Annotated in this window: 3 protein-coding genes; all 3 read left to right on the top strand. The window is 69.0% G+C overall.

Annotated elements, in window-relative coordinates:
• Window positions 1-1548, top strand: a 1548-nt coding sequence (locus Q8814_RS25835; protein WP_330154784.1) for a phosphoenolpyruvate carboxylase, incomplete at its 5' end; no start/stop codon positions are given.
• Window positions 1549-1665: 117 nt separating this feature from the next.
• Window positions 1666-2010, top strand: a complete 345-nt coding sequence (locus Q8814_RS25830; RefSeq protein WP_330154783.1) for a YciI family protein — start codon at window positions 1666-1668, stop codon at window positions 2008-2010.
• Window positions 2011-2013: 3 nt separating this feature from the next.
• Window positions 2014-2225 (top strand): sigma factor (locus Q8814_RS25825; protein ID WP_330154782.1); only part of this gene is annotated, 212 nt, incomplete at its 3' end.

Here is a 2225-nt window from a genome sequence, read left to right as displayed (position 1 = left end):
TTCGGCTTCCATCTCGCCCCGCTGGACCTGCGGCAGAACTCGGAGGTCCACGAACGGGTCGTGGCCGAACTGCTGGCCTGGGCGGGCGTGACCGATCGCTACGCGGAGATGACCGAAGAGGCCAAGCTCGTCGTGCTCACGAAAGAACTGGGCACCCGCCGCCCGCTGACCACCGCCCGCGCACGCCTGTCGGAGGAAACCGAGAAGGAACTCGGCATCCTGTGCGCCGCCGCGGCCGCGGTGCGCCGGATCGGGCCGGCCGCGATCGAGCACTACATCATCAGTATGTGCACGTCCGTGTCCGACCTGCTCGAAGTCGAGGTGCTGCTCAAAGAGGTCGGCCTGCTCGACCTCGACGTCGGATACCCGCGCAGCACCGTGCAGGTCATTCCGCTGTTCGAGACCATCGAAGACCTGCGGGGCGGCGCCGCCACCCTCACCGCGGCGCTCGCCGTGCCGGAATTCCGCAGCCTCGTCGAGGGGCACGACGGCCTGCAGGAGATCATGCTCGGCTACTCCGATTCCAACAAGGACGGCGGGTACCTCGCCGCGAACTGGGCGTTGTATCGCGCCGAACTGGACCTCGTCGAGGCGGCACGCACCACCGGGATCCGGTTGCGGCTGTTCCACGGTCGCGGCGGCACCGTCGGCCGCGGCGGCGGACCGAGCTACGACGCGATCCTCGCCCAACCCCCCGGCGCGGTGCAGGGCTCGCTGCGACTCACCGAACAGGGCGAGGTGATCGCCGCGAAATACCGCGAACCGGTGCTCGCCCGCCGCAACCTCGAAGCGCTCGTCGCCGCCACCCTCGAATCCACCCTCCTCGATGTCGAAGGCCTCGGCGACGACGCACCGGCCGCGTACCGGATCCTCGACGAACTCGCCGACCTCGCCCGCGACGCCTACCGAGACCTCGTGCACGACACCCCCGGCTTCGTCGAGTACTTCACCACCTCCACTCCGGTCGCGGAGATCGGCGCACTCAACATCGGCAGCCGGCCGGCGTCGCGCAAACCGACGAAAGCCATCAGTGACCTGCGCGCCATCCCATGGGTGCTCGCGTGGACGCAGTGCCGGGTGATGCTGCCCGGCTGGTACGGCACGGGCAGCGCCGTCGTGCAGTGGATCGGCGACGACCCCGGCCGCCTGGCGACCCTGCAGGACCTGTACCGGCGGTGGCCGTTCTTCCAGTCCGTGCTGTCGAACATGGCGCAGGTGATGGCGAAATCCGATCTCGGTCTCGCCGCCCGCTATTCCGAGCTCGTCGACGACACCGCGCTGCGGGAGCGGGTCTTCGGCCGGATCGTCGCCGAACACGAACGCACCGTGCTCGCATACAAGCAGATCACCGGCTTCGACTCGCTGGTCGCCGACAACCCGGCCCTGGAACGCTCGCTGCACAATCGTTTCCCGTACCTCGAACCCCTCAATCACCTGCAGGTGGAGCTGCTGCGCCGCTATCGCGCCGGGGAGGACACCGGGCAGGTGCGTCGCGGAATCCAACTGACGATGAACGGCCTGGCCACGGCTCTGCGCAACAGCGGCTGACAGATCGCGGCGGCATGCGCGAAGATTTCCGGCGACGATGTGTCGATTCCGTGGGGGTCCGCTCGTCGTCATGGTGTGCGGCACTCCCGCCGCGCGAACGCTGACAGGAGCCGAACCATGAAGTACATGCTGTTGATCTACACCTCCACCAACCCCGATCAGCCTCCCACCTGCGATTTCGAGGACTGGCAGCTCTACGACAAGGCGATGAAGGACGCCGGGATCTTCGTGTCCGGGCACGCACTGCAGGATCTGACCACCGCGACCGGGGTGCAGGTCGACGCCGACGGGCGCCGCAGCATCACCGACGGTCCGTTCGCCGAGACCCGCGAGATCCTCGGTGGATACGACATCATCGACGTGCCCGACCTCGATGTCGCGCTCGAATGGGCGGCGCGGTGCCCGGGTTCCCGCGACGGGGGAACCGTGGTGGTGCGCCCGGTCGCCGGCTTCGGGGACTGAGCCGTGCCGGATCCGGCCGCGTCGGTCGAGGCGGTGTTCCGCGAGGAACGCGGCCGGCTCCTGGCGGCACTGACCCACCGCTTCGGCGACCTCGACCTCGCCGAAGAGGTTGCGTCCGAGGCCGTCGAGGCGGCGGTCGTGCACTGGCCCGTCGACGGGGTTACCGACCGACCCGGCGCGTGGTTGCTCACCACCGCCCGGCGGCGCGCTGTCGA

This window comes from Rhodococcus chondri (genome assembly GCF_036327435.1).
In the GTDB taxonomy this organism is placed as follows: domain Bacteria; phylum Actinomycetota; class Actinomycetes; order Mycobacteriales; family Mycobacteriaceae; genus Rhodococcus; species Rhodococcus chondri.
This window is presented reverse-complemented; position numbering and strand designations above follow the sequence as displayed.

Excerpts from the sequence above, each read along its gene's own strand:
- Q8814_RS25830 (WP_330154783.1), top strand. The coding sequence starts at position 1,666 with ATGAAGTACATGCTGTTGATCTACACCTCCACCAACCCCGATCAGCCT.